The sequence below is a fragment of the Streptomyces sp. NPDC006385 genome (assembly GCF_040612485.1).
Classification (GTDB): domain Bacteria; phylum Actinomycetota; class Actinomycetes; order Streptomycetales; family Streptomycetaceae; genus Streptomyces.
In genome coordinates, this window is sequence record NZ_JBEXQG010000010.1 from 16,482 (window position 1) to 39,969 (window position 23,488).

At 69.9% G+C, this 23,488-nt stretch carries 17 protein-coding genes and 1 pseudogene; 9 read left to right on the forward strand and 9 right to left on the reverse strand.

Annotated elements, in window-relative coordinates; genetic code table 11:
* Nucleotides 1-80: 80 nt before the first annotated feature.
* The gene (locus ABZ078_RS10300) at nt 81-680 is read right to left on the reverse strand and encodes a GNAT family N-acetyltransferase (protein WP_356573618.1); all 600 of its coding nucleotides are present in this window, start codon (nt 678-680) and stop codon (nt 81-83) included.
* Between the two features lie 287 nt (nt 681-967).
* On the opposite strand from ABZ078_RS10300, the gene secA reads away from it, so the two are divergent.
* Nucleotides 968-3,787 carry a preprotein translocase subunit SecA gene (secA, locus tag ABZ078_RS10305; RefSeq protein WP_356573620.1) on the forward strand — a complete coding sequence of 940 codons (2,820 nt, stop codon included), beginning with the start codon at nt 968-970 and terminating at the stop codon, nt 3,785-3,787.
* 125 nt (nt 3,788-3,912) lie between these two features.
* Here the strand turns inward: secA and ABZ078_RS10310 are convergent, their stop codons facing one another.
* Nucleotides 3,913-4,470, reverse strand: coding sequence for an Rv3235 family protein (locus ABZ078_RS10310; protein ID WP_356573622.1), 558 nt, complete (start codon nt 4,468-4,470; stop codon nt 3,913-3,915).
* A 326-nt stretch (nt 4,471-4,796) separates the two neighbouring features.
* On the opposite strand from ABZ078_RS10310, the gene ABZ078_RS10315 reads away from it, so the two are divergent.
* The gene (locus ABZ078_RS10315) at nt 4,797-5,312 is read left to right on the forward strand and encodes a hypothetical protein (RefSeq protein ID WP_356573624.1); all 516 of its coding nucleotides are present in this window, start codon (nt 4,797-4,799) and stop codon (nt 5,310-5,312) included.
* Nucleotides 5,313-5,418: 106 nt separating this feature from the next.
* The gene (locus tag ABZ078_RS10320) at nt 5,419-6,084 is read left to right on the forward strand and encodes an HAD hydrolase-like protein (RefSeq protein WP_356573626.1); all 666 of its coding nucleotides are present in this window, start codon (nt 5,419-5,421) and stop codon (nt 6,082-6,084) included.
* A 7-nt stretch (nt 6,085-6,091) separates the two neighbouring features.
* Here the strand turns inward: ABZ078_RS10320 and ABZ078_RS10325 are convergent, their stop codons facing one another.
* Nucleotides 6,092-6,661, reverse strand: coding sequence for a DJ-1/PfpI family protein (locus ABZ078_RS10325; protein ID WP_356573628.1), 570 nt, complete (start codon nt 6,659-6,661; stop codon nt 6,092-6,094).
* A gap of 620 nt (nt 6,662-7,281) precedes the next feature.
* Between ABZ078_RS10325 and ABZ078_RS10330 the strand changes: the two genes are divergently transcribed.
* On the forward strand, nt 7,282-12,219 hold the full coding sequence (locus ABZ078_RS10330) for an NAD-glutamate dehydrogenase (RefSeq protein ID WP_356573630.1): 4,938 nt from the start codon (nt 7,282-7,284) through the stop codon (nt 12,217-12,219).
* 85 nt (nt 12,220-12,304) lie between these two features.
* Entirely contained in the window at nt 12,305-13,813 is a 1,509-nt protein-coding gene (locus tag ABZ078_RS10335; protein ID WP_356573631.1) for a hypothetical protein, read from the forward strand.
* A 30-nt stretch (nt 13,814-13,843) separates the two neighbouring features.
* On the opposite strand, the gene ABZ078_RS10340 is transcribed toward ABZ078_RS10335, so the two are convergent.
* The 4 genes from ABZ078_RS10340 to ABZ078_RS10355 all read right to left on the reverse strand — a co-directional run bounded on the left by ABZ078_RS10340 (nt 13,844) and on the right by ABZ078_RS10355 (nt 19,657).
* Nucleotides 13,844-15,505 carry a glycosyltransferase family 2 protein gene (locus tag ABZ078_RS10340; protein WP_356573633.1) on the reverse strand — a complete coding sequence of 554 codons (1,662 nt, stop codon included), beginning with the start codon at nt 15,503-15,505 and terminating at the stop codon, nt 13,844-13,846.
* Nucleotides 15,502-17,721 carry a CDP-glycerol glycerophosphotransferase family protein gene (locus tag ABZ078_RS10345; RefSeq protein WP_356573914.1) on the reverse strand — a complete coding sequence of 740 codons (2,220 nt, stop codon included), beginning with the start codon at nt 17,719-17,721 and terminating at the stop codon, nt 15,502-15,504. Before ABZ078_RS10345 ends, ABZ078_RS10340 begins: the two co-directional genes overlap by 4 nt.
* A gap of 126 nt (nt 17,722-17,847) precedes the next feature.
* Nucleotides 17,848-18,708 carry an ABC transporter ATP-binding protein gene (locus ABZ078_RS10350; protein ID WP_356573635.1) on the reverse strand — a complete coding sequence of 287 codons (861 nt, stop codon included), beginning with the start codon at nt 18,706-18,708 and terminating at the stop codon, nt 17,848-17,850.
* Nucleotides 18,701-19,657: an ABC transporter permease gene (locus ABZ078_RS10355; protein ID WP_356573637.1), complete on the reverse strand. Its 957-nt coding sequence runs from the start codon at nt 19,655-19,657 to the stop codon at nt 18,701-18,703. The genes ABZ078_RS10350 and ABZ078_RS10355 overlap by 8 nt, the downstream gene beginning before the upstream one ends.
* A gap of 151 nt (nt 19,658-19,808) precedes the next feature.
* Between ABZ078_RS10355 and ABZ078_RS10360 the strand changes: the two genes are divergently transcribed.
* The 4 genes and pseudogenes from ABZ078_RS10360 to ABZ078_RS10375 all read left to right on the forward strand — a co-directional run bounded on the left by ABZ078_RS10360 (nt 19,809) and on the right by ABZ078_RS10375 (nt 21,880).
* Complete coding sequence (locus ABZ078_RS10360; RefSeq protein ID WP_356573639.1) at nt 19,809-20,447, forward strand: TetR/AcrR family transcriptional regulator; 639 nt, start codon at nt 19,809-19,811, stop codon at nt 20,445-20,447.
* 72 nt (nt 20,448-20,519) lie between these two features.
* Nucleotides 20,520-20,706: pseudogene (locus ABZ078_RS10365) on the forward strand (DNA-binding response regulator); the annotation flags it as partial.
* A gap of 367 nt (nt 20,707-21,073) precedes the next feature.
* On the forward strand, nt 21,074-21,676 hold the full coding sequence (locus ABZ078_RS10370) for a response regulator transcription factor (protein ID WP_356573641.1): 603 nt from the start codon (nt 21,074-21,076) through the stop codon (nt 21,674-21,676).
* A gap of 21 nt (nt 21,677-21,697) precedes the next feature.
* Nucleotides 21,698-21,880 (forward strand): hypothetical protein, encoded by a 183-nt coding sequence (locus ABZ078_RS10375; RefSeq protein WP_356573643.1) that lies wholly within the window; start codon nt 21,698-21,700, stop codon nt 21,878-21,880.
* Nucleotides 21,881-21,937: 57 nt separating this feature from the next.
* Here ABZ078_RS10375 and ABZ078_RS10380 read toward each other — a convergent pair whose 3' ends face one another.
* Both ABZ078_RS10380 and ABZ078_RS10385 read right to left on the reverse strand, forming a co-directional pair.
* Nucleotides 21,938-22,753 (reverse strand): ABC transporter permease, encoded by an 816-nt coding sequence (locus ABZ078_RS10380; protein WP_356573645.1) that lies wholly within the window; start codon nt 22,751-22,753, stop codon nt 21,938-21,940.
* Entirely contained in the window at nt 22,750-23,463 is a 714-nt protein-coding gene (locus ABZ078_RS10385; protein ID WP_356573647.1) for an ATP-binding cassette domain-containing protein, read from the reverse strand. The genes ABZ078_RS10380 and ABZ078_RS10385 overlap by 4 nt, the downstream gene beginning before the upstream one ends.
* Nucleotides 23,464-23,488 lie beyond the last annotated feature (25 nt).

Below are 23,488 nucleotides of genomic sequence, written 5' to 3' on the forward strand. Positions count from 1 at the left end.
GGACGATAGGGGGTGGCACTGACAACGGGGGATGGGTCTGCGGGTTCGCCTGAGACAGCCGGCCCGGCGTGAGGGTGGGCTCAACCTTCGGCGCCGGGCGGGGTGGACGGTGTCCGGGCGGGCAGGTAGGGCGCCGTGGACGAGAGGCCCAGGTCCGACGGGAGCAAGGAACCCACCCAGCAGTCACGGCGTACGCCCTGGTTGACGATGCCGGAGCGGAGGGTGCCCTCAAGGGTGAAGCCCGCGCGGGTGGCCACCGCGCGGGAGGGGACGTTGCCGACCTCCGCGCGCCATTCCACGCGGTCGATCGCGAGGTGGACGAAGGCCCAGCGGGACGCGGTGAGGACGGCCTCGGTGACGTAGCCGTTGCCGCGGTGCTCCTTCGTGCCCCAGAAGCCGATCTCCGCGCCGCTCATGGAACGCATCGTGAGGCCGAGCATCCCCGCCAAGTCCTCCCCTTCGCGGAGGAAGAGACCCCAGGTGAACATCGAACCGTCGCCCCAGCCCTCGGGGACCAGCTGGTGGGTGAAGCTGTGGGCGTGCTCGTACAGGTAGGGCGAGGGGATCGTGGTCCAGCGCTGGATGTCGGGGTCCTGGACGGCCTCGTACACGGCGTCGGTGTCCTGCGGGCCGACCGTGCGCATCAGGAGGCGGTCGGTGGTGAACGAGACGGGTTCCATCGGCCGATTCTGCTGGGGTCCGCACGGCGAGCGCCATCCTTTATGCGGGGGGAGAGCTGTGCGGTGGGTGATCACCTGATCGCGGTTCGCACAATTCGCCCGCCTGACGCGGCACCATCCGCGACCCCCGGCCGTTGTCCCCTTTGACGGAGATTTGAAGCAGCGGACGGTCGGCGTCCCCGGCAGGCTCCCGGCGTGGCAGGGTCCTCGCATACGATGGCCGTTGCTCAGTCAAGTCAAATGGAAACCGACCGTCCCAGGCCCGACCGGCAAGGAGACCAACCCCCGTGTCCGTCCTCTCGAAGATCATGCGTGCAGGCGAAGGCAAGATCCTGCGCAAGCTGCACCGCATCGCGGACCAGGTCAACTCCATCGAAGAGGACTTCGTCGACCTCTCCGACGCCGAGCTGCGAGCCCTGACCGATGAGTACAAGCAGCGCTACGCCGACGGCGAGAGTCTGGACGACCTGCTTCCCGAGGCCTTCGCCACCGTCCGTGAGGCCGCCAAGCGCGTTCTGGGACAGCGGCACTACGACGTCCAGATGATGGGCGGCGCCGCCCTCCACCTCGGTTACGTCGCCGAGATGAAGACCGGTGAGGGCAAGACCCTGGTCGGCACGCTGCCCGCTTATCTGAACGCCCTCTCCGGCGACGGCGTCCACCTCATCACGGTCAACGACTACCTGGCCGAACGCGACTCCGAGATGATGGGCCGCGTCCACAAGTTCCTGGGCCTGTCCGTCGGCTGCATCCTGGCCAACATGACGCCGGCACAGCGCCGTGAGCAGTACAACTGCGACATCACCTACGGCACGAACAACGAGTTCGGCTTCGACTACCTCCGCGACAACATGGCGTGGTCCAAGGACGAGCTCGTCCAGCGCGGCCACAACTTCGCCATCGTCGACGAGGTGGACTCCATCCTCGTCGACGAGGCCCGTACGCCGCTGATCATCTCCGGCCCGGCCGACCAGGCCACCAAGTGGTACGGCGACTTCGCCAAGCTGGTCACGCGCCTCAAGCGCGGCGAGGCCGGCAACCCCCTCAAGGGCGTCGAGGAGACCGGCGACTACGACGTCGACGAGAAGAAGCGCACGGTCGCCATCCACGAGTCCGGCGTCAGCAAGGTCGAGGACTGGCTGGGCATCGACAACCTCTACGAGTCGGTGAACACGCCGCTGGTCGGCTACCTGAACAACGCCATCAAGGCCAAGGAACTGTTCAAGAAGGACAAGGACTACGTCGTCATCGACGGCGAGGTCATGATCGTCGACGAGCACACCGGCCGTATCCTCGCCGGCCGCCGCTACAACGAGGGCATGCACCAGGCGATCGAGGCGAAGGAAGGGGTGGACATCAAGGACGAGAACCAGACGCTCGCCACGATCACCCTGCAGAACTTCTTCCGCCTCTACGACAAGCTCTCCGGCATGACCGGTACGGCGATGACCGAGGCCGCCGAGTTCCACCAGATCTACAAGCTCGGCGTCGTCCCGATCCCGACCAACAAGCCGATGATCCGCAAGGACCAGTCGGACCTGATCTACCGCACCGAGGTCGCCAAGTTCGACGCGGTCGTCGACGACATCGCCGAGAAGCACGAGAAGGGCCAGCCGATCCTCGTCGGCACCACGTCGGTCGAGAAGTCCGAGTACCTGTCGCAGCAGCTCAGCAAGCGCGGCATCCAGCACGAGGTGCTGAACGCCAAGCAGCACGACCGGGAGGCGACCATCGTCGCCCAGGCCGGGCGCAAGGGCGCCGTGACCGTGGCCACCAACATGGCCGGCCGTGGTACGGACATCAAGCTCGGCGGCAACCCCGAGGACCTCGCCGAGGCCGAGCTGCGCCAGCGCGGTCTCGACCCCGAGGAGCACATCGAGGAGTGGGCCGCGGCGCTGCCGGCCGCCCTGGAGCGGGCCGAGGCGGCCGTCAAGGCCGAGAAGGAAGAGGTCGAGTCCCTCGGCGGCCTGTACGTCCTCGGTACCGAGCGGCACGAGTCGCGGCGTATCGACAACCAGCTGCGCGGTCGTTCCGGCCGTCAGGGCGACCCCGGCGAGTCCCGCTTCTACCTCTCCCTCGGCGACGACCTGATGCGTCTGTTCAAGGCCCAGATGGTCGAGCGCGTGATGTCGATGGCGAACGTCCCGGACGACGTGCCGATCGAGAACAAGATGGTCACGCGCGCGATCGCGTCCGCCCAGTCGCAGGTCGAGCAGCAGAACTTCGAGACCCGTAAGAACGTTCTGAAGTACGACGAGGTCCTCAACCGCCAGCGTGAGGTCATCTACGGCGAGCGCCGCCGCGTCCTGGAGGGCGAGGACCTGCACGAGCAGGTGCAGCACTTCATGGACGACACGATCGACGCGTACGTCGGCGCGGAGACCGCCGAGGGCTTCGCCGAGGAGTGGGACCTGGACCGGCTGTGGGGCGCCTTCAAGCAGCTCTACCCGGTGAAGGTCACTGTCGAGGAGCTGGAGGAGGCGGCCGGTGACCGGGCCGGGCTGACCGCCGAGTTCATCGCCGAGTCCATCAAGGACGACATCCGCGAGCAGTACGGGCAGCGCGAGGCGCAGCTCGGCTCCGAGATCATGCGTGAGCTGGAGCGCCGGGTCGTCCTGTCGGTCCTGGACCGCAAGTGGCGCGAGCACCTCTACGAGATGGACTACCTCCAGGAGGGCATCGGCCTGCGCGCGATGGCGCAGAAGGACCCGCTGGTCGAGTACCAGCGCGAGGGCTTCGACATGTTCACCGCGATGATGGAGGGCATCAAGGAGGAGTCCGTCGGCTACCTGTTCAACCTGGAGGTCCAGGTCGAGCAGCAGGTCGAGGAGGTCCCGGTCGAGGACGCCAAGCCGGTGGCCGACCTCGAGAAGAAGGACGCGGTGCCGGCGCAGACGGGCGGGCGTCCCGAGATCCGCGCCAAGGGGCTCGAGGCTCCGCGCCGCCCGGACCGGCTGCACTTCACCGCCCCCAAGGTGGACGGCGAGGGCGACATCGTCGAGGGTGACTTCACCAACGGCGACGAGCCGGTGCGCTCCGAGGCCGACGGCCTCACGCGGGCGGAGCGGCGCAAGCAGTCGCGTGGCGGGCGGCGCCGCAAGAAGTAACGCCGGGCGCGAACGCCGCGCGGTGTAGCGCCGTCGAAGCGGACTGCGCCGGTACCGGGGGTGCCGTACTGGCTGGAAGGGCCGGGTCTCCACTGGGGAGCCCGGCCCTTCGGCCTGCGGCGGTGTCAGGCGTCGTTCGTGGACGGGCTGCGCCGGCCGCCCAGTTCCACCGCCGTGCAGCGCCAGCGCAGGTCCAGGCCCTGTTCCAGGCGGAATGCCATGGCGCGCAGCTGGTTCCCGGCGCCGATGCGGGCGAAGGCCTCGATGGCGCCCGGGCGGGGCTCGAAGTAGCCGATGTCCCGGACGACGGGGCGGGTGCCACGGGTGCGCAGGGGGCCGCGCTCCGCGAGCCAGGTGAGTTCGTCGTAGGCGCGGCCGGCGGTGTGGCGGAGCATCGAGTGGACGGGGCGCTGGCCGCTCAGGACCAGGAGCAGGCGGTCGGCGAAGACATCGGTGGGGCGGGGTGGGGGAAGGGGCCTGAGCGTCGTCCTGGCGGGCAGGACGTGGGCTTCGCGTGCGGGATGCGGCGGTACGGCTGCTCGCGGGCCGGCGGGCCGTGCCGCACGGGATGCCTTGCCGCTCGGCGTGCGGGGTGGGGTGCCGCCGGGGCGGCGGGTGTCGCGGCGGCTCGGCGGGCGGGTGCCGGGGCGGTGCTGGGCAGACCTGGTCATGACCTTGTTCATGGAGTCCCCGTTCGTGAACCCGGTTGATACCGGGCAGTAACTTCGTGGTCGGTGATCTTGTACGGGGTTCTGCGGGCCGGCGGCAAGGAAGCCGGGAGCCGGGCCGGGCGGCCGGAAACTTCACTTATCTGGGTGATCCAGGGGCTCGGAAGGCCGTGACGGCAGGGGTGCACCGGGTGAGTTCGTGGACCGCGGTGGACGCCGGAAGCGGTGGCGGTAGGGACTCGAAAGGGGACACCCGCACGTATCCTGAAGGCTCTCCGGGAGGTGCGTGAGCGCCCTCTCCGGGTCCTTGCGGAGCCTTACGATCACGAAAGCGGTCAGCCATGCGCGTCTACGTCCCCCTGACCCTCCCCGGCCTCGCCGAGGCGTACAAGACGGGCGAGTTGGGGACCGGACCGCTCGTCGCGTACGCCGTCACGCCCGGGTTGCGCGAGTGGTATCTCTCCGACGACATCGAGGAGTTGGAGTACGCGGCACTGAGCCGGGCCGCGCTGGCCTCGCTGCGGCTGTTGGCGGCGGACGCGGGGGCGGTGCGACGCCGGGTCGTGGTCGCGGTCGACGTGCCCGACGGGGCGGCGGTCGCCGATCCGGACCGGGGGCTGGATCCGTCCGCGTTGGGCGAGGTACGGATCCCCGGGGGCGTGGCGCTGGCCAAGGTGGCCTCCGTGCACGTCGACTCGGGCGACGCGCAGGCGGATGTGGCGGCGGCCGCCGAGGCGCTGCGGGCGGCGGACGATGGGGACGACGACGCGCAGTTCGTCGTGGACGGGGCCGAGGACCACGAGCTGCTGTGGTACGCGACCCAGGAGATCCCGAACCTGGTGGGGCTGGGGGGCTGAGACGGCCTCGGAGCGACGCCGTTCCCGGGATGTCGGTGTGTCGGCCCGATGCCGCGTCGACCTGCCGTTCTCTTGATTGTCAGTGGGGGCGGGTACGGTTTTTGGCATGGGGAAGCAGGTAGGGGCGCACATCGTCTGGGACTGGAACGGCACGCTGTTCCACGACAATGACGCGATCATCGGGGCGACGAACGCGGCGTTCGCCGAGTTGGGGCTCGAGCCGATCACGATGGATCAGTACCGGGCGATGTACTGCGTGCCGGTGCCGAAGTTCTACGAGCGGTTGCTGGGGCGGCTGCCGACCGACGCCGAGTGGGAGGTCATGGACGAGACCTTCCACCGGTACTACACCGAACACCGGGTGAGGTGCGGGCTCACCGAGGGCGTCGCGGAGCTGCTCGTGGCGTGGCGGTCGGCGGGGCGCAGCCAGTCGATCCTCAGCATGTACGGGCATGACGAACTCGTTCCGCTGGTACGGGGGTTCGGGATCGAGGAGCACTTCATACGGGTCGACGGGCGGACCGGGCCGTCCGGGGGCAGCAAGGCCGAGCACATGGTGCGGCACATCGAGGCGCTCGTGAGCGTGGATCCCGCGCGCACGGTCGTGATCGGCGACGCCGCCGACGATGCGGTGGCGGCGCTGCACGTGGGTGCGCGGGCCGTGCTCTACACCGGGGGGTCGCACAGCCGGGCGAGCCTGGAGGGGGTGGGCGTGCCGGTGGTGGACACGTTGGGGGAGGCGGTCGCGGAGGCGGAGCGGCTGGCGGCGTAGCGGGCGGTCACGTCACCGGTGCCTTCGCTCGCAGCACCGTGAGGAACTCGCGCATCCAGCGGGAGTGGTCCGGCCAGGCGCGGGAGGAGACCAGGGTGCCGTCGACCACGGCCTCGGCGTCCTGGAAGGTGGCGCCTGCCGCCTGCATGTCCAGTTCCAGCGCGGGGTACGCCGTGACGCGGCGGCCGCGGAGGCCGTCGATCGCGGCGGTGAGCAGGGGGCCGTGGCAGATCTGGGCGACAGGCTTGTCGGCGTCGAAGAAGGACTTGAGGATCTTGCGGAGCTCGGGGTCGTTGCGGAGGTACTCGGGGGCGCGGCCGCCGGGGATGACGACGGCGGCGTAGTCGCCGGGGTCGACCTCGGAGAAGGCGAGGTCGGCGGGCCAGGTGTAGCCGGGTTTCTCGGTGTAGGTGTCGAAGCCCGGTTCGAAGTCGTGGACGACGAACTGGAGCGTCTTGCGGGTGGGGGCCGCGATGTGGACGTCGTAGCCCTCTTCGCGGAGGCGCTGGTAGGGGTAGAGGACCTCCAGTGACTCTGCGGCGTCGCCGGTGACGATGAGGATTTTTTTCGCTGTCATGTTGGTGCGCTCCTCATTTCGGCCGTGGTCTGCGCCCCACCGGGCCTCTCACGTCAGTTTTCGGACACGACGCGGCTCCCGATGGCGCCGCTTTCGCATCCGTCCCGTGCCCGGAGCATGGCTACGGGCCCAGACTCAGGCTCCCTCTCGCCGCCCGGACCCGCCAGTTACGCCCTCCACGCACCCTTTGCCCCTGTGCAGAACGTCAAAGTTCCGCCCCTGGTTTTGTACACATACGGCTCATGACGGGCCCCCTGTAAGGAGCGATAGCCTTAGTGGCGTGATCAGCGCGATAGCTCGCGGGGGCACCGGTGCCCCCGCCCTGCGCCCGGAGAGCACGGACCACATCCGTGACCGGGCGGCGGTCGCTGGTCTTCGCGGGCGGGAGGGGAGCGAAAGGGCTCCCGGGACGTCATGCGCACCTTGGGCCCGAGCGCCGCAGAGAGCGGCGTCACACCCCGTGGGCAGCTCAAGATTGGCTCATATATCCCCGCTCGTCTCACCTCGCGGCATAGCGTCGAAGCAGACCGGACACCCCGCGTCACGACGTTACGTCGGAGGGGAAGAGACCGTACTTCCTTCAACGTCACGCAACGGCGCGCGACAGGAGCCAGAGGACAATGCAGACCAAGCTGGACGAAGCCAAGGCCGAGCTGCTCGAGAGGGCCGCCCGGGTAGCTGAGAACAGCCCGGTCGGGGGGTACCTACCGACTGGGACGACGGACGAGAGCACACCCGGCACCCCGGACCACGACACCGTGCTCGCGTTCCTCCAGCGCTACTACCTGCACACCGCACCGGAGGACCTCACCGACCGGGACCCGGTCGACATCTTCGGAGCCGCTTTCTCGCACTACCGTCTGGCCGAGAACCGCCCCCAGGGCACGGCCAACGTGCGGGTGCACACGCCCACCGTGGAAGAGAACGGGTGGACCTGCAGCCACTCGGTCGTCGAAGTCGTCACCGACGACATGCCGTTCCTCGTCGACTCCGTCACCAACGAGCTGACGCGACAGGGGCGGGGGATCCACGTCGTCATCCACCCGCAGGTCTCCGTCCGCCGCGACCTCACCGGCAAGCTGATCGAGGTGCTCCCCGCATCGCCCGCCGGCGAGCTGCCGCACGACTCGTACACCGAGTCCTGGATCCACGTCGAGATCGACCGTGAGACCGACCGCGCCGACCTGAAGCAGATCACCGCCGACCTGCTGCGCGTCCTGTCCGATGTCCGTGAGGCCGTCGAGGACTGGGCCAAGATGCGGGACGCGGCCCTGCGCATGGCCGACGAACTGCCCAAGGAGCCCACGTCCGACCTGCGCGAGCAGGAGATCGAGGAGGCCCGCGAGCTGCTGCGCTGGCTGGCCGACGACCACTTCACCTTCCTCGGCTACCGCGAGTACCAGCTCCGAGAGGACGACTCGCTGGCCGCCGTGCCCGGCACCGGGCTCGGCATCCTGCGTTCCGACCCGCACCACGCCGAGGACGAGGACCACCCCGTCAGCCCGTCCTTCGAGCGGCTGCCCGCCGACGCCCGCGCCAAGGCCCGCGAGCACAAGCTCCTCATCCTCACCAAGGCGAACAGCCGGGCGACCGTGCACCGGCCGTCGTACCTCGACTACGTCGGCGTGAAGAAGTTCGACGAGAACGGCGAGGTCATCGGCGAGCGGCGCTTCCTGGGTCTGTTCTCCTCGGCCGCCTACACCGAGTCCGTCCGCCGCGTCCCGGTCATCCGGCGCAAGGTGGACGAGGTGCTCCAGGTCGCCGGGTTCTCGCCCAACAGCCACGACGGGCGCGACCTGCTCCAGATCCTGGAGACGTACCCGCGCGACGAGCTATTCCAGACCCCGGTTCCCGAGCTCCAGCGCATCGCCACCTCCGTCCTCTACCTCCAGGAACGCCGCCGCCTGCGGCTCTACCTGCGGCAGGACGAGTACGGCCGCTACTACTCCGCCCTCGTCTACCTCCCCCGCGACCGCTACACCACCGGCGTACGGCTGCGCATCATCGACATCCTGAAGGAGGAGCTCGGCGGCACCAGCGTCGACTTCACCGCCTGGAACACCGAGTCGATCCTCTCCCGGCTGCACTTCGTCGTCCGCGTCCCGCAGGGCACCGAGCTGCCGCAGCTGTCCGACTCCGACACGGAGCGCATCGAGGCCCGCCTGGTCGAGGCAGCGCGCTCCTGGGCCGACGGCTTCGCCGACGCGCTGAACGCCGAACTCGGCGAGGAGCGCGCCGCCGAGCTGCTGCGCCGCTACTCGGGCGCCTTCCCCGAGGGCTACAAGGCCGACCACGGGCCGCGCTCCGCCGTCTCCGACCTGGTCCACCTCGAACAGCTCACCGAGGACAACGACTTCTCGCTCAGCCTGTACGAGCCGGTGGGCGCCGCCCCCGAGGAACGCCGCTTCAAGATCTACCGCAAGGGCGCGGCGGTCTCCCTGTCCGCCGTCCTGCCGGTGCTCAGCCGGCTCGGCGTCGAGGTCGTCGACGAGCGGCCGTACGAACTGCGCCGCTCCGACCGCAGCGTCGCCTGGATCTACGACTTCGGCCTGCGCATGCCCAAGTCGGCGGGCGGCACCGGTGACTACCTCGGCGACGACGCGCGCGAGCGGTTCTCGGAGGCCTTCGCCGCCACCTGGACCGGCAAGGCGGAGAACGACGGCTTCAACGCCCTCGTGCTCAGCGCCGGGCTGACCTGGCGGCAGGCGATGGTGCTGCGGGCGTACGCGAAGTACCTGCGCCAGGCCGGTTCCACCTTCAGCCAGGACTACATGGAGGACACCCTCCGCAACAACGTCCACACCACCCGCCTGCTCGTCTCCCTGTTCGAGGCGCGGATGTCTCCGGACCGCCAGCGCGCGGGCCGCGAGATCGTGGACGCGCTCCTCGAAGAGGTCGACGCGGCGCTCGACCAGGTGGCGAGCCTCGACGAGGACCGGATCCTCAGGTCCTTCCTCACCGTCATCAAGGCGACCCTGCGGACGAACTTCTTCCAGGAGGGTGCGGGCGGCCGCCCGCACGACTACGTCTCCATGAAGTTCGACCCGCAGGCCATCCCCGACCTGCCCGCGCCGCGACCGGCGTACGAGATCTGGGTGTACTCGCCGCGTGTCGAGGGCGTGCACCTGCGCTTCGGCAAGGTCGCGCGCGGTGGCCTGCGCTGGTCCGACCGGCGTGAGGACTTCCGCACCGAGATCCTCGGCCTGGTCAAGGCGCAGATGGTGAAGAACACCGTCATCGTGCCGGTCGGCGCCAAGGGCGGCTTCGTCGCCAAGCAGCTGCCGGACCCGAGCGTGGACCGGGACGCCTGGATGGCGGAGGGCGTCGCCAGCTACAAGACGTTCATCTCGGCGCTGCTCGACATCACCGACAACATGGTCGCGGGCGAGGTCGTCCCGCCGCCGGACGTCGTCCGGCACGACGAGGACGACACCTACCTCGTCGTCGCCGCCGACAAGGGCACCGCGACCTTCTCCGACATCGCCAACGGGGTCGCGGAGCAGTACAACTTCTGGCTCGGCGACGCCTTCGCCTCCGGCGGCTCGGCCGGCTACGACCACAAGGGCATGGGCATCACCGCCCGCGGCGCCTGGGAGTCCGTCAAGCGGCACTTCCGCGAGCTGGGTGTGGACACGCAGACCGAGGACTTCACGGTCGTCGGCATCGGCGACATGTCCGGTGACGTGTTCGGCAACGGCATGCTGCTCAGCGAGCACATCCGCCTGGTCGCCGCCTTCGACCACCGGCACATCTTCATCGACCCGAAGCCGGACGCGGCCACCTCCTACGCCGAGCGCCGCCGCCTGTTCGAGCTGCCGCGCTCCAGCTGGGAGGACTACGACACCGGGCTGCTGTCGGCCGGCGGCGGCATCTTCCCGCGCAGCGCCAAGGCGATCCCGGTCAACGCGCACATCCGCGAGGCCCTGGGCATCCAGGGCAAGGTCTCCAAGATGACGCCGGCCGAGCTGATGAAGGCCATCCTCCAGGCGCCGGTGGACCTGCTGTGGAACGGCGGCATCGGTACGTACGTCAAGGCCTCCACGGAGTCCAACGCGGACGTCGGCGACAAGGCCAACGACCCGATCCGCGTCGACGGCGCCGACCTGCGCGTCAAGGTCGTCGGCGAGGGCGGCAACCTGGGCCTGACCCAGCTCGGCCGGATCGAGTTCGCGCTGCACGGCGGCCGGATCAACACCGACGCCATCGACAACAGCGCGGGCGTGGACACCTCCGACCACGAGGTGAACATCAAGATCCTGCTCAACGGCCTGGTCGCCGACGGCGACATGACCGTCAAGCAGCGCAACAAGCTGCTCGCCGAGATGACCGACGAGGTCGGCCGGCTGGTCCTGCGCAACAACTACGCGCAGAACACGGCGATCGCCAACGCCCTCGCGCAGTCCGGCGCCATGCTCCACGCCCAGCAGCGCTTCATGAAGCACCTGGTCAGGGAGGGGCACCTGGACCGGGCGCTGGAGTTCCTGCCCGCCGACCGCCAGATCCGCGAACGCCTCGCCGCCGGCCACGGCCTCACCGGCCCGGAGACGGCCGTCCTGCTGGCGTACACGAAGATCACGGTCGCCGAGGAACTGCTGCACACCTCGCTGCCCGACGACCCGTACCTGAGCACCCTGCTGCGCGCGTACTTCCCGACCCCGCTGCGCGAGCGGTTCCCGGAGCACCTCGTCAACCACCCGCTGCGCCGTGAGATCACCACGACCGTGCTGGTCAACGACACGGTCAACACGGGCGGTACGACCTATCTGCACCGGCTGCGCGAGGAGACCGGCGCGTCGCTGGAGGAGATCGTCCGGGCGCAGACCGTGGCCCGCGCGATCTTCCGCTCGGCGGCCGTGTGGGACGGCGTCGAGACGCTCGACAACAAGGTCGAGGCCGCCGTCCAGACCCGGATCCGGCTGCACTCGCGCCGCCTCGTCGAGCGCGGCACGCGCTGGCTGCTCAACAACCGGCCGCAGCCGCTGGAGCTCGCCGAGACCGTCGACTTCTTCGCCGACCGCGTCGAGCAGGTCTGGTCGCAGCTGCCGAAGCTGCTCAAGGGCGCGGACCTGGAGTGGTACCAGCAGATCTACGACGAGCTGACCGGCGCCGGCGTCACCACCGAGCTGGCCACCCGGGTGGCCGGTTTCTCCTCGGCCTTCCCGACGCTGGACATCGTCTCGGTGGCCGACCGCATGGGCAAGGACGCGATGGACGTCGCCGAGGTCTACTACGACCTCGCCGACCGGCTGCGCATCACGCAGCTCATGGACCGCATCAGCGAACTGCCCCGCGCGGACCGCTGGCAGTCCATGGCCCGCGCCTCCATCCGCGAGGACCTCTACGCCGCCCACTCGGCGCTGACCTCCGACGTCCTGGCGGCCGGCAACGGCAGCGCGACGCCCGAGCAGCGCTTCAAGGCGTGGGAGCAGAAGAACGCGGCGATCCTGGGGCGGGCGCGCACGACTCTGGAGGAGATCCAGGGCTCCGAGGCGTTCGACCTGGCCAATCTGTCGGTCGCGATGCGGACGATGCGGACGTTGCTGCGGCAGCACTCGTAGGCCGTACGCGCATCAGGGCGCCCCGGGCTGGTGACAGTCCGGGGCGCTCGCGCGTTCGGGACAAAACGGGAATTACAGTGCTCGGGTGAGCACGACGCGGGCCGCGCTGCGGACAGCGACGGGCGCTGCGCAGATCGCCGCCGCGCTGGTCGTCCTGCTGCTGCTCCTGGTGATCGTCCGGCTGCCGTGGGCCGGTGACCTCGGTATGCACGCGGCGACCGTCGAGCGTCTGCGGCACGACCTGGTCGACCCCGGCAATCCACTGGTCGACGCGGACACGCCGAGTCCGTACTACTCGCCGTGGATGCTGGTGCTCGGGTGCGTCGCCCGGGTGACGGGGGCGTCGGTCTTCGTCGTACTGCGCGTGGGTGCGGTGGTCGGGCTCGCGCTGCTCGTCAGCGGTGTGTGGCGGTACGTGCGGACGCTGAGCGCGCATCGGGCCGCGCCCGCGGTCGCCGTGCTGTGCCTGGTGTTTCTGTGGGGGACCTCGCTGTTCGAGTGGAGCGGGTTTCTCGGGCTGAAGTCGCTGGCGCTCACGGTGTCGTACCCGAGTGTGTTCGCGTTGGGGCTGGCGTTCCACTTCTGGGCTTGGCTGGCGACGGCGGTGCGTTCGCGGTCTTGGGGCGGGTGGGGCCGGTGGGGCCGGTGGGGCGTGTGGGTCGGGCTGGGTGCGCTGTGGGCGGCGATTCTGCTCTGCCATCAGTTCTCGGGGGTCGTGGCCTCACTGGGAGCCATGGCCACGGTGGTCGCCGGGCGGCCCGGGCGAGCGGTATGGGTCCGGCTGGGGGGTGGGCTGGCGGTCGGGCTGGCGGTGCTGTGGGTGTGGCCGTACTACGACTTCTTCGCGTTGTTCGGGGCGGGGGCCGATCTGGAGTCGGTGCACAGGGGGCTGTACCGGGACCTGGTGGGGAGGTACTGGCTGGTGCTGCTGGGGGTGGCGGCACTGGGGCTGCGGTGGTGGCGGGACCGGCTGGATCCGCTGGTGCTGTTCTTCGCGCTGGGGGTGGTGGTCGTGGTGGCGGGTGGGGTGAGCGGGCACCACTCGTGGGGGAGGGCGCTGCCGGCGGTGGTGATTCCGGCGCAGGTCGCTGCGGCCTTGGCGGTGGTCGAGGGGCGGCGTGCCTGGCGTGGCGTGGGGGCGGGGGTGCTTGCCGGGGCGCTGGTGGTGGGGGCGTGGACGCAGGTCGGGACGGTTGGGTACGTCGTGCCGCGCGGGGCGTTGCCGGAGGCGGTCGCGGAGAAGTACCGGGCGCCGTGGGTGGGGTACCACTGGGTGACGCCCTGGGTGAAGTACGGGGACGTGGTCATGGCGCGGACGTTTCCGGCGCGGCAGCTTCCGGCGTACGGGGCGTACACCGTGGCGCCGGGGTATCCCGACTTCTTCCTGCCGGACGAGGGGGCGCGGGAGGCCGCGGTGCGGCGGTACTTCGCGGTGGGGACGTCGGGGGGTGTGCGGCGGGGGATCGTGGCGGCGTATCGGGTGCGGTGGGTGGTGGACCGGGGTGGGGCGGGGGATCGCGGGGTGCGGGACTCGGGGTTGCGGGTGGTGGCTCGCGGGCCGGGTGGCCAGGTGCTGTACGAGGTGGTGCGGTGAGGGGAGACGCCCTCGCCGCCGCAACAGGCCCTAGCGCAGTGCGCTTCTCAGCAGGCGGGCCGCTTTCTTGACGGTGGGGCGGGACAGGCGGCGTACCGCCGGGCGAACCAGGCTCGCCGTCACGCCCAGCGGCTGCCAGCGGATCTGGAGGCGGCCTGGGCCGCGGCCCTCCGGTTCGACCGTGACACGGTGGGGGGCCGTGCCGGCGTGGTAGGTGATGCGGGCGGTCAGGGGCGGGAAGGACAGGGGGGCCAGAAGGACGGCCGTGTGGCGCAGGCCCTGGTGTTCGAGGCGGAGCAGGGGGTGGCGTACGCCGGCGAAGCCGTGGAGGGGAACCGGGGCCGACGTCAGGTCGAGATGGACCTGGCCCTCGAAGATGCCGGGGCGGACGGGGGACAGGCGGAAGGGGGCCGTCAGGCGGCGTCGGCCGGGGGCGAGGAGGAGGCTCGCGCGGTGGGGGCCGACCGGGAGACGCAGGCCGGGGTCGTAGGTGCGGATGGTGAGGTCGATCGAGGCGCCGGGGCCGCGGCTGAGTTCCGTGATCTCGTGGCGGAACTGGGCGCTGCGGAACGGACGGGTGTCCAACTCCAGGTCGGACAGTTCCAGTTCGCGACGGGCCCAGTCCGTGGCCGGGATGCCGTCGCCCCAGTAGGTGTGGCCGTCCGTGTCCGGCGTGACCTGTCGCGGCGCCACCGCGCGGCCGAGACCCCGTGCCGCCACCCGGGCCTCGGGGAAGCGGCGTTCGCGGACCAGTTGCAGGACCACCCGTTCCGTACGGGGCAGTCGGGCGTAGGCGGCGGGGGAGAGGGTCTCCAGGTAGGGGATCATGATGTCCGCGAAGGACGCCAGCCAGTCGTCCTCCCGGTACGGCAGGTCCCCGGCGTACATCCGGAAGTCGTGCTTGAGGAACTTGTAGTCCTTGTCCTCGCGCAGCGCTCCGTGACCGCTCTCCACGAGGAAGTCGTCGATGAGGCGCTGGACGTGGACGCGGTCGCGGACGTTGTCCAGTTTGTGGCGCTGGTTGGAGATCGATGCCGCTTCCGTGTCCGCGTAGGGCGCGATGTGCCAGCGGTACACCGGCTCCGGGATGATCGTGAACTCCTTGGCCAGACAGTACGCCTGCGCCGTGAACAGCTGGTCCTCGTAGTGGATGCCCTCCGGGAACCGCAGGTCGTGGCGGTCCAGGAAGGCGCGGGCGTACATCTTGCTCGTCGACAGGTGCTCGAACAGCAGCCGTGGCTCGGACTCGATGCCCAGCACCGTGCGGCGCTCGGCGACCAGGTGCGGCATCCACTTCGTACGGCGGCCGCTGTCCTCCCGGACCCGCACCACCGCGCCCATCGCGAAGTCGATCTCCCGCTCCCGGTGGGCCGCCAGGAGCAGTTCCACGGCGTCCTTGGTGAGCTCGTCGTCGCTGTCCAGGAACATGACGTACGGCGCCCTGGCGATCTCCAGGGCACGGTTGCGCGGGGCGCTGCAACCGCCGCTGTTCTCGGGCAGCCGGAGGTGCTGGACGCGGGGGTCCTGGGACGCCAACTCGCTTGCCACACGCGGCGTTTCGTCCGTCGAGTGGTCGTCGCTGATGATGATCTCGATGTTGGCGTGGGTCTGCCGGCGCACCGACTCCACGGCGCGGGGGAGGCGTTCGGCGTCGTTGTAGACGATGACCGTCACCGTGACGTCCGCAGTCATACGGCCTCCCTCGGGCTCGGCGCGGGTGTGCGTAGCTCCAGCGGGATCACCGGCGGCAGGGCATCCTCGCTCTCGCCCAGGAACACGCGGCGTACGACCCGCTCGGCGGCGTGTCCGTCGTCGTACTCGCAGAAGCGGCGACGGAAGGCCGCCCGGGCCTTCGCGGCGCCCTCGTCGTGCCATGCCTCGGTGGTGAGGATCTCGGTCAGTTCCCGCTGGGTGCGGGCCACCTGGCCCGGTGGCTCGGCCAGCAGGTCGAAGTAGACGCCGCGGGTGGAGCGGTAGGTCTCCCAGTCGTCGGCGTAGACGACGATCGGGCGGTCGAGGTTGGCGTAGTCGAACATGATGGACGAGTAGTCCGTGACCAGCGCGTCCGCGGCCAGGGACAGGTCCTCGACCGGGTCGTAGGCCGAGACGTCGATGATCCGGCCGGTGCGGCGCAGGGCGGTCAGGGGGGACGGCGTGCCGTCGTAGAAGTAGTGGCCGCGGATCAGCAGGACCGTGTCCTCGCCGAGCTGGTCGGCGAGGGTGGCGAGGTCGAGGCGGGGGGTCCAGCCGGCCTCGTAGTCGCGGTGGGTGGGGGCGTAGAGGATCGCGCGGTGGGTCGGGGGGATGCCGAGGCGGTCGCGGACGGCGCGGATGTCGGCGGCGGTGGCCGAGTAGAAGACGTCGTTGCGCGGGTAGCCGTAGTCGAGGGACGTGAACCGGGAGGGGTACGCGCGCTCCCACATGCGGGTGGAGTGGCTGTTCGCGGAGACGCTGTAGTCCCACTTGTCGATCCGGGCGAGCAGGGCCTGGAAGTCGAGACCCTTGGCGGCGGCCGGGAACTCCCTCTGGTCCACGCCCATGCGTTTGAGCGGGGTGCCGTGGTGGGTCTGGAGGTGGACCGCGTCCGGGCGTTTCACGACCGCGTTGGGGTAGTTGACGTTGTTGACCAGGTACTTCGCCGTGGCCAGCACCTCGCGGTAGCGGCGGGTGCCGGGGAGGACGTGGTCCGTGTGGGGCGGCAGGAGGGGCGCGTTCTCCGGCGTCACCACCCACACCGGGTGGATCTGCGGGGCGAGTTCGGTGAGCTTGGCTGCGATCGCCGCCGGGTTGCAGGCGACTCCGCGGTTCCAGTACGCCGCGAAGACGGCCAGGCCGGGGTCGACCGGGCGGGACAGGGCCTTGCGGTAGTGGCGGTCGCCGACGGCGGCGGCGACCTGGCGTCCCCGGCCGCGTACGGCCGACTTCGCGGCGCGGCGGGCGCGGTTGGCGGCCTGGAAGGCGCGGTACCTGGTGTACGCGTTCTCCTCCAGGAGGGCACGGCGGATGCCCTCGGGGCCGGCGGGGCGGCGGTACTCGGGCGGGCGGTGCCGTACGGCCGCTTCGGCGGCGCGGCGGAAGAACTCCCTGGCCGCGGCGTCCGGCATGTGCGTGCGGGCGAAGGTGCGCAGGCAGTCGCGGACCATGACGTCGTACAGGACGGTGTGGGGGGCCGGGCCGGTGGTGGGGGTGGCGGGGGTGCGGTTCCGGGCGCGGGTGAGGAGCGTTTCGTAGCGGTCGACCAGGGCGAAGTGCTCCTCTGGGGTGACCGGGGGGAGGCTCTCGGGGCGCAGTTCGTGGCTGTCGTATGCCACTTGGTTCAGGGCGGCGATGTGGTCGGCGAGGAGCAGCGAGGCGTAGGCCGCGAACGGCTCGTCCGGGGTGGTGAGTTCGGCTTCGTGCGCCCGCCAGAAGGTGGTGCGCAGCGCGCGGTTGCCGAGGAGCGGGGTGACGCGGAGCGCGGCGCGGGCGAGGGCGTCCAGGGGGTGGGCGGCGCGGCCCGCGCGGGCCAGGAGAGGACCGTCGTCGGAGGGGAGGCCCGAGGTCTCCCAGGTGGAGCGGACGTGGTCGAAGAGGAGGACGTCCACCTCCGCGGGCAGGTCCGCGGCGCGTTCGGCGACCATGCGCGGGGCGCCGACGGGCAGGCCGTCCTTGGCGTGCACGAAGTGCAGCCAGCGGCCGGCGGCCCGGGCCGCCCCCGCCGACCGCGCCGCGGCGTTGTCCGTCCCGTCCGGCAGGGGCAGCACCAGCATCTCGGGCGCGTACGCCCGGGCCGTCTCCTGGGCCCAGGCGCCGACCGCCGCCACGATCACCTCGACGCCGGGGTGCGGGTGCGCGGCCAGGGAGGCGAGGAGTCCGGTCAGGCGGTCCTGGGTGTTGGGCCCGTGGACGATGACGCTGAGCTCGGGCATCGCGGGGACGGGCATGGCAGGGACTCCTTCACCTTCTCATCGTGCCGGGCGCACCCTGTCCGGCCTGGAACCCGACCTAGAACATAGTGACACCAATGGGATGAAAGGGTGACCCGCAGTTGCGCCTCACGAGGGAACCGGGGCCGCGGCGGGAGCGGGCTTCGGCTTGGGTTTCGGGGCCGGCTTGGCCGGCTTGGCCGCCTTGTCGCCCGTGAACGCCTCGTACTCCTTCAGCACCTCGTCCGTCGGTCCGTCCATGCGCAGCTCGCCGCGCTCCAGCCACAGGACGCGGTCACAGGTGTCGCGGATGGACTTGTTGTTGTGGCTGACCAGGAACACCGTGCCCGCATGCTTGCGCAGCTCGCGGATCCGGGCCTCGGAGCGCTTCTGGAAGGAACGGTCCCCCGTCGCCAGCGCCTCGTCGATCAGCAGGACGTCGTGGTCCTTGGCGGCGGCTATGGAGAAACGCAGGCGGGCCGCCATGCCGGACGAGTACGTGCGCATGGGCAGGGTGATGAAGTCGCCCTTCTCGTTGATCCCGGAGAAGTCGACGATCTCCTGGTAGCGCTCCCTGATCTGCTCACGGGACATGCCCATGGCGAGGCCGCCGAGATGGACGTTGCGCTCGCCGGTGAGGTCGTTCATGAGGGCCGCGTTCACGCCGAGGAGCGAGGGCTGGCCGTCCGTGTGGATGCGGCCGTTCTCGACCGGGAGGAGTCCGGCGACGGCCTTGAGCAGGGTCGACTTGCCGGAGCCGTTGGTGCCGATGAGGCCGATGGCCTCGCCCCGGTACGCGACGAAGGAGACGTTCTTGACGGCGTGCACCCTGCGCACGCCGGCCGCCTTCTCGGTCTGCCTGCGGCGCAGGATGCGGTTCAGGGCGGCGGTGGCGGAGCCGCGGCCGGCGCCCGTGCCGTTGACGCGGTAGACGATGTCGACACCGTCGGCGATGACGGTGGGGATCTTCTCGCTGGTGTGGTCAGCCACGGCCGTACGTCTCCTCAGCCTTCCAGAAGTAGATGAAGCCGCCGACGCCGGCGAGCAGGGCCCAGCCCGTCGCGATCAGCCAGACGTGCGTCGGCAGCTGGCCCGAGTGGAAGCTGTCGATGAGTGCGAAGCGCATCAGGTCGATGTAGACGGCCGCGGGGTTGGCCATGAGGGCCGACGTCACCCAGGACGGCCAGTCCGTGTGCTTGCTCATCATGTGGCTGATGCTGAACATCACGCCCGACGTGTACATCCAGGTGCGCAGCACGAACGGCATCAGCTGGGCGATGTCCGGCGTCTTCGCGCCCAGCCGGGCCATGATCATCGCGACGCCGGCGTTGAAGGTGAACTGCAGCACGAGCGCCGGGACCGCCAGCACCCAGGAGGCGGCGACCGGGATGCCGAAGCAGAGCAGGATCACGACCAGGGCCGCCATCGAGAACAGCAGCTGCTGGAGCTGCTGGAGCGCGAAGGAGATCGGCAACGCGGCCCGCGGGAAGTGCAGGGCCCGTACGAGGCCCAGGTTCCCGGAGATCGCGCGGGTGCCCGCCATGATCGAGCTCTGCGTGAACGTCCAGACGAACACCCCCGTCACCAGGAACGGGATGTAGTCCGGCACGCCGCGGCTGGTGCCCATCAGTTCGCCGAAGATGAAGTAGTACACGGCCGCGTTCAGCAACGGCGTCAGCACCTGCCAGACCTGGCCGAGCTTCGCCTGGCTGTACTGGGCCGTGAGCTTCGCCGTGGAGAACGCGCCGATGAAGTGGCGGCGCGCCCACAGTTGGCGGACGTACTCCGGCAGCGAGGGGCGGGCGCCGCTGACCGAGAGGCCGTGCCGGGCGGCGAGGGCCGCGAGGTCGGTCTCGGGTGGGGTGGGAGCCGTCGGAGCCGTCGGGCCCGTCGGGGCCGTGGTGGTCGGCGGGGGCGGTGTGGGGAGGGCTTGGGTCACATCCGCTGCTTTCGTTCGGGGGGCGGCGTGCCGCGACGTTTCTCTTACGCGACTCTTCATGTTCTCTTACGTCGGGACGGGACCGTATCGTCGCAACGCGAGCGTAGGCGGTGTGCGCGTCGGAACGCAACCGTTTCGTCGCTACGCCCCTATGCTGGTTCGCATGACGACCAACGCCGACCAGCCCCAGACGCGTCCGCGCCGCCGGCCCCCCGCCGGGGCGGCCGTACTCCGGGAGGACGTGACGGAGGCCATCCGGGCGGCCGTCTTCGAGGAACTGGCGGCGGTCGGCTACGCCCGGATGTCGATCGAGGGCATCGCGCGTCGCGCGGGCGTCGGCAAGACCGCGGTGTACCGGCGCTGGCGTTCCAAGCTGCACCTGGTGCTCGACGTGGTGTCGGCGGTCGCGGTCATGGGGCTGCCCACCCCGAACACCGGCTCCCTGGAGGGTGACCTGCGGATGCTGTACGAGGTGACCTCGCGCGCCCTGCGGCACCCCTTGGCCTCGCAGATCCTCCCTGACCTCCAGGCCGAGGCGGCCCGCAGCCCTGAGATCGCCGAGGCTCTGCAGAAGGCGTTGCGGGAGGGGCAGGCGAGTGTTGCCAGCGGGATCGTGACGGCTGCGGAGAAGCGCGGCGAGGTACGTCCGGGCATCGACGAGGAGTTGGCCCTCGACCTCGTTTCGGGCCCTCTGTACTGGCGCTCCGTGGTGATCCGCGCCCCCAAGCCGCCCAAGGGCTATCTGGACGCCCTGGCCCGTGCCACGGCGCATGCCCTCAAGGCGCTGTGAGAGACGCTGCGAGTGGCCCGGTGGCCCATGCCGCGCGCCGGAGAGCCTGAGGAGAGCCGCCGTGCTCGACGTACGGGTGCCGCCGAACTCCTCGCCGGCGGCGCGAGCGGCCTCGGCTACCTGCTCAAGGGTCGCGTCGGCCGGGTGGACGAGGTCCTCGACGCGCTGGAGCGGGTGGCGGCCGTCGGCACCGCCCTGGACCCGAGGTCGTCACCGAACTCCGCACCCGACGCCCGACTCTCCGCCCGACTCGCTCACAAGCTGAACAGGGACGGTATGGGAGCTGGGTGTGGCGTCAGGGCGATCGTCGTGTCGCCACCGGACTGGCACCGAAAGGCAATCTCATGCCTGTGCTACAGCCAAGGTCTTGAGGAAAGGCAACTGCTCGGTGGCACACTCTGTTTTGGAGAGCGTGCCGAGCCATGGATATCGAAATCCAAGCGACATAGCCTTTCTGACGGTGCGTCGGAACAGTCGCAGGAAGAGTATCCGGCCCTTCCCGGATGGGAGACAGGGAACCGGTAGTCCGTAGGGGTGGGGTCGGTTGATGCTGTTCTCCCTGCGGAAGATAGGATCGCGCTGCGCGTTGACCTGCGCGGCCATATGACGGGGGAAGCAAGGTAGGAATGGCAGACGAATCCATAGCCATCGGACTGGTTGTCGCCGCCACGCCACTTCGGCGAAGGCTCACGAGACTGTTTTCCCGTAAAGGGTGGAATTCGGTCGCAATTGAGGGAAGTCGCGTCGATCCACCCTGCGACGTGCTGGTTGTGGACATCGACCGGATAGCAGAGGTGCCTGACGCGGCCCCCATCGCAGCGGTGAGCTACGGCTCCGAGGTGCGCCACTTCGGTGACCTGCGGGCGGACGTCCGTGCCATCGTGGACCGGGACGATCTGGACGAGGCATTCCTGGAGGCGGTCCACGAAGTTGCCGCCGGTCACGGGTGGATCTCGCCCACCCTCGTACGGCCACTGCTGCACGTGCAGTTGCCCGCTCATCGGCCAGTACAGTCAGCGGTTCAGCTGCCTGCGCTGACCGCACGCGAACACGAGGTCGCGGCTCTGGTGACACAGGGCATGAACAACAGCGAGATCGCGGATGCTCTCTACATAGCGGAGAGCACCGTGAAGTTCCATATGTCGAACATCTTGCACAAGACCGGTTCCCGAGACCGGAGTCAGCTTGCAGCCCGCATGCCGGCCTCCCGTATGCCCGCCGTTCGATAACCGACAACGAAGGAGACCGTGATGAGGAAGAAGAAGGATGTCCTCCGCTGGACCCCGGTGGCGATTCTGCTGGTTCTCGCGCTGATCGCGCCGCTGTTCGGGGACAATCCCACCGCCGTGGTGGTTCCGCTGCTGCTTGCTGTGATTTTCGCGAGCGTCAATGTCACGATGCAGAAGAAGGAACGTGCCCGCAGCACCGGTTGATGCGGTGACCGCTGCATGCGCGGGGGCGATGGCCTGGTGCCGTCGCCCCCGCGCGCGTCATGACGCCTCGTAGCGGGCGAAGCGCAGACCGCCGAGAGCGCCGATCACCACCGCGTACAGGGCCAGGACCAGGAAGCCGAACGTCTGGGTCCCGCCATCGGCTCCTGCTGCCGCCGTCATGATCGTGCCGCCGCCGGCGAGGTCCCCCGCACCGCCTGGGAGCAGGTTGCCCAGTTCGGGGGCGTCCAAGGAGGACGAGAGAATCCGCAGGGTCGGCTCCACGAACTGAGTGAGCAGCAGAATGCCGACGATCGCGACCACCTGGTTGCGGACGAGCGCGCCCACCCCGACTCCGATCGCGCCCCACAGTGTCATCACCATGACACTGCCGAAGAGGGCGCCGAGCACGTGGCCGTCGCCAAGGAACGCGCGCTCCCCGTGCCCGGCCAGTAGCGCGGCCGCCACCAGTGCGCTCGCCGCGACCGACATGGCTCCGTACGCGAACGCCGTGCACAGCCCGACCAGGATCTTCGCGCCGTACACACGCATTCTGCGGGGCTCGGACAACAGGGTGGCGGTGATCGTGCGGGCGTGGAACTCCCGGGTCACCAGCACGACTCCGACGGCCAGCGGGAAGACGTAGGCGAGCGCGACCGACAGGTTGTACGCGGGGACGACCTCGTCGGCTGTACCAAAACTCAGCGGGCTCTTGGGGGCGTTGAGGCCGCCGAAGACGACGAGGGCGGTAAGTCCCGCGCTGCACAGCACCATGGCGAGCAACAGGATCCACCACAGCTTGGTGGTGGTGAGCTTGCGCAGTTCCGACCGCACTTGGACCGCCGTCCTCGTGACCGCGACAGTGCCCGTACTCATACTCGTGCTCCGTTCTCAGCCTGTGTCAGGCGCATGAAGGCAGATTCCAGGCTCTCGCCCGTTTCCAGCAGACTCCCGAGGGGTTCGGCACACAACAGCCGTCCGTGATGCATGAGGAGGACGTCGTCTACGGTCTGCTCCATCTCGCCGAGCAGGTGGCTGGAGACCAGGACCGTCCTGCCCGAAGCGGCGAACGCTCGCAGGAACTGCCGTAGCCACAACATCCCCTCGGGATCGAGACCGTTGCTCGGCTCGTCCAGAATCAGCAGTTCCGGATCCCCCAGGAGCGCTGTGGCCAGCGACAGCCGCTGCTTCATCCCAGTCGAGTAGCCGAAGACCGGCCGGTCCCCAGCTCCTTCGAGCCCCGCCTCCGCGAGCAGTCGCTCGACGCGCTCGGGGCCGCACCCGGCGGCCGGCGCGTAGCAGAGGAGATGTCCGCGGCCGGTCCGGCCACCGACAAACGCCTCGCCGTCCAGGCCGACTCCGACCCTGCGGGTCGGTTCGGGCAGTTCGGCGTAGGCGTGGCCCCACAGCCGCGCGGTCCCCGCAGTGGGCCGGATCAGCCCGAGCAGCATGCGCAGGGTTGTCGTCTTCCCAGCGCCGTTGGGGCCCAGGAATCCGGTGATCCTGCCGGCGGCCACATCGAACGAGACCCTGTCGACGGCTTTCGTCCCCCGAAACTCCTTGCGGAGATCGCGGACAGAGATCACGTTCTTCCCATCTTGCTGCATCTGC

Excerpts from the sequence above, each read along its gene's own strand:
- ABZ078_RS10300 (WP_356573618.1), bottom strand. The coding sequence starts at position 680 with ATGGAACCCGTCTCGTTCACCACCGACCGCCTCCTGATGCGCACGGTC.
- ABZ078_RS10310 (WP_356573622.1), bottom strand. The coding sequence starts at position 4,470 with ATGAACAAGGTCATGACCAGGTCTGCCCAGCACCGCCCCGGCACCCGC.
- ABZ078_RS10315 (WP_356573624.1), top strand. The coding sequence starts at position 4,797 with ATGCGCGTCTACGTCCCCCTGACCCTCCCCGGCCTCGCCGAGGCGTAC.
- ABZ078_RS10320 (WP_356573626.1), top strand. The coding sequence starts at position 5,419 with ATGGGGAAGCAGGTAGGGGCGCACATCGTCTGGGACTGGAACGGCACG.
- ABZ078_RS10325 (WP_356573628.1), bottom strand. The coding sequence starts at position 6,661 with ATGACAGCGAAAAAAATCCTCATCGTCACCGGCGACGCCGCAGAGTCA.
- ABZ078_RS10330 (WP_356573630.1), top strand. The coding sequence starts at position 7,282 with ATGCAGACCAAGCTGGACGAAGCCAAGGCCGAGCTGCTCGAGAGGGCC.
- ABZ078_RS10340 (WP_356573633.1), bottom strand. The coding sequence starts at position 15,505 with ATGACTGCGGACGTCACGGTGACGGTCATCGTCTACAACGACGCCGAA.
- ABZ078_RS10345 (WP_356573914.1), bottom strand. The coding sequence starts at position 17,721 with ATGCCCGAGCTCAGCGTCATCGTCCACGGGCCCAACACCCAGGACCGC.
- ABZ078_RS10360 (WP_356573639.1), top strand. The coding sequence starts at position 19,809 with ATGCTGGTTCGCATGACGACCAACGCCGACCAGCCCCAGACGCGTCCG.
- ABZ078_RS10370 (WP_356573641.1), top strand. The coding sequence starts at position 21,074 with ATGGCAGACGAATCCATAGCCATCGGACTGGTTGTCGCCGCCACGCCA.
- ABZ078_RS10375 (WP_356573643.1), top strand. The coding sequence starts at position 21,698 with ATGAGGAAGAAGAAGGATGTCCTCCGCTGGACCCCGGTGGCGATTCTG.
- ABZ078_RS10380 (WP_356573645.1), bottom strand. The coding sequence starts at position 22,753 with ATGAGTACGGGCACTGTCGCGGTCACGAGGACGGCGGTCCAAGTGCGG.